The sequence below is a fragment of the Caproiciproducens sp. MSJ-32 genome (assembly GCF_018918055.1).
Lineage (GTDB): Bacteria > Bacillota > Clostridia > Clostridiales > Clostridiaceae > Clostridium.
In genome coordinates, this window is the sequence record NZ_JAHLPS010000072.1 from 1 (window position 1) to 2,982 (window position 2,982).

At 30.1% G+C, this 2,982-nt stretch carries 4 protein-coding genes; all 4 read left to right on the forward strand.

Annotation, left to right across the window (positions count from 1 at the left end):
* Positions 1-345: 345 nt before the first annotated feature.
* The gene (locus KQI16_RS08380) at positions 346-1,026 is read left to right on the forward strand and encodes a sigma-70 family RNA polymerase sigma factor (protein WP_216433551.1); all 681 of its coding nucleotides are present in this window, start codon (positions 346-348) and stop codon (positions 1,024-1,026) included.
* Between the two features lie 224 nt (positions 1,027-1,250).
* Positions 1,251-1,595: a hypothetical protein gene (locus tag KQI16_RS08385; protein WP_216433553.1), complete on the forward strand. Its 345-nt coding sequence runs from the start codon at positions 1,251-1,253 to the stop codon at positions 1,593-1,595.
* Positions 1,596-1,969: 374 nt separating this feature from the next.
* The gene (locus tag KQI16_RS08390; RefSeq protein ID WP_216433556.1) at positions 1,970-2,155 is read left to right on the forward strand and encodes a hypothetical protein; all 186 of its coding nucleotides are present in this window, start codon (positions 1,970-1,972) and stop codon (positions 2,153-2,155) included.
* A 496-nt stretch (positions 2,156-2,651) separates the two neighbouring features.
* Positions 2,652-2,924, forward strand: a complete 273-nt coding sequence (locus KQI16_RS08395; RefSeq protein ID WP_216433557.1) for a hypothetical protein — start codon at positions 2,652-2,654, stop codon at positions 2,922-2,924.
* Positions 2,925-2,982 lie beyond the last annotated feature (58 nt).

Consider the following 2,982-nt stretch of genomic DNA (forward strand, 5'->3'; position numbering starts at 1 on the left):
GATCCAGTAAGGTGTAGAGAGTGCAGAGCTGCCAAGAAGGAAAGGTACGGAGATAAAAAACACAAAGATTAAACAAGGAATACACAAGATGCACGGGTGACTAGTAGTAATACTGGTCACTTGCTATAAGGAAAAGCAAGAATTAGTTATAAACACAAATACTCTATATTAATAACTTAGGACTAGAGGGAAATCTACAGGTTAAATATATGATTTAAATATACAAGGTAATGATGATTACAAGGTGTAGGGGGTATCAAAAAAGTTTAACTTGCACCTTCGGAGAGTGCGTGTGGCCTCTCGGTTTTAAAAAATTCCCCAAATGAAGTTTTGGAGGTGTTAAGGGTGAGCAACGAGGAGTTAGTGAAACTATATCAAAATGGTGATACAAGCGTATTGGGTAAGCTTGTAGAAAATAACGAAGGTATTATATATAAAATTGCCAATAAGTACAATGGTATAAACAGAGAAATGGATATAGATGATTTGTATCAAACAGGTGTACTAGGGTTAATTGCAGCAGCAGAAAAATATGATTTTAATCATGAAAAGAAAGCAAAATTTATAACGCTTGCTGTTTATTATATAGATAGGTACATACATAGAGGTGTTAATGGTAAGAGTGGCAAGGAAGAAGAAAATAATAAGTTTTACAGAAGTTGTACAAGCCTTAACATTACATTAGGAGAAGAGGGAGAGGAAAGGGAGCTAGGGGACTTTATAGAAGGTGTTGATTATGATTTTGAAAATATTGAGGAGCAAATATATTTAAAACAACTTAGGGAGCAATTAGAGGAAGTTATGAGTCAATATAATACGCTGGAAGAAAGGCAAATATTAAAATTTAGATATGGTTGGAATACTAAAATAATGACCTTGAATGAGATTGGAGAAATACTTAACATAACAGGGGAAAAAGCGAGGAGAAAAGAAAGAAATGCACTTAGGAAATTAAGAAATAGTGAGTGGGCCAGAATTAATTGTGAGGAGTTTAAAGAATTAGGATATATTGATGAGGTTATTTAGATATACCTAAGGGAATGTATGTGAATATACTTAGAAAATTTCTCGTGGGGAGTTTTTGCGAAAGAACAGACCACACGCACTCTCCAAGTGCTTACCTTAAACTTTTTATATACCCCCTACCTTGTATAGTAATTAAGCTGTAGTCGATAAATCTATAAAAGAATTGTTAGTGTATCTAGGCTTGATTCTATGTGTGTTTTAATATAAATTTTGGAGGTTTGTCTATGATTAAAGCTAAAGATATTAAGAATATTAAAAAGGAATATTCAGAATATAAAGAGCTATTAAAATATGAATGTGATTTAATTAAAAGACTTAAATATGAAATGAAGCTAAGGGATCTAGAATGGAAACTACATGATGTAGAAGTTCAATTATTTAATATAGAGTATGAGTTTATTGGCAATTCAAAGTTATATGTATCTTTATTTAGGGATAGATATATAAACAATATTCCAGTCAGAAATTTAGTACATAAATATAGTATGAGCGAAGGGAATATTTATAGAATACTAAATAAGGCAAAGAGGGTTTTTGAAAGTAAAACGGATTATAATTTAACTTTTTGAGCTCTTAATATAAGCGTTAAGATTTGTTAAGGCTTTATATAAATGCATAACACAGCATAAAAATTCAAAAATAAGAGTATCCAATGCAATGTAACACATAAGGGATATAAAAATACCTATACTTTTTTAGCTATTAAGCATTGAAAATACTAACTTTTTAATCTTTGTTTTGGATATATTTTTACCCGTATTCTTATATATTGTCTTTTAGGATTTTTAAATATTTTAGTAATTTAAAGTAGTATTAATATGCAAGTTATATTCAAGTAGATGAGCGTATATATAAAAGATAAAAAGGTGGTTCATTAGTTTACTATTGTTAAAAAATGGCATATAATAGAAGTATATAACAGATAAAAGGGGTTGGGTGTGCTATGAGTATAAGTAAGGATAACGGAAATAAACAAAATAGGATAACTGTAAATTTTAGAGTAACAAGTGAAGAGGAGCAGAAATTATATAGATGGATTAAAGAAAATGGAGTTATTAATGGTGATAGTGCTTTTATAAAATCTATATTATATAAAGAATTTATTAGAGAGCAGGAAGAGGGCAAATAAAAGCTCTCTATTTTTTTGTTTATTTTTCACAGTTAAAAGAAATATTTATAAGTTATAGGAAACATTTAACTGTTAAATGCATATACATAAAACATAAGCCAGTCAAAAAGTACATTCATATAGATCAATAGCTCCTACTCCTTCCTGGAGCTGCAAACTTATTAACGCCAGTTAAGTTAGATAAAAAATAATAAATGTAGAATGAGAAGTTAATTAACGATAGAAATGAAGATAAAAAACGATTAGCGAACTAAAAGAATTCCCACCAACTGAAATATAGAGTGAGGAATGACGAAAGGCTCGAGGAAACGAAGTGGACGAAATGCCTTGAGGAGTGAACGAACTCTGTATGTAAGGCGGTAGAAACTCTATTTAGTAAGGATAATTGTGATTTTCTCAACTTCCCGAGGTAAATTAAATAAACAACAAGGATAATTGCTTATATGAAATTAACTAAAGCTTTATATATAATTTAAGAAAAATAGGGGGGCTTAGTGTGAGCAATACTGTAAAAGGGTTAGCTAAAACTGGATCATCTTTGGCTCTTATGGGTTATGGATTAAAAACAATGCATTCGGTCTTAACAGGTTCAACAAAGGGCTTTTTAACTGCAAACAGTAAGTATGTTTTTTTGGGTATGTTCCCAGTTCCCAATTCAGTTATTATTATGCTTATTCTTAGTGGGGTTGGCTTAGTGTATGTGTGGCATGTTAATGTCAATATTATTTTTAACAAATTTGCAAATATAACTTTTAACACTTTTGACTAATTATTTTTTGGAATTATTAGTGAATATTTTATCTTTAACTCTATAAGATTTACCTGTT

What these genes read in the sequence shown, in the direction of transcription:
- KQI16_RS08385 (WP_216433553.1), top strand. Translation starts at nt 1,251, where the DNA reads ATGATTAAAGCTAAAGATATTAAGAATATTAAAAAGGAATATTCAGAA.
- KQI16_RS08390 (WP_216433556.1), top strand. Translation starts at nt 1,970, where the DNA reads ATGAGTATAAGTAAGGATAACGGAAATAAACAAAATAGGATAACTGTA.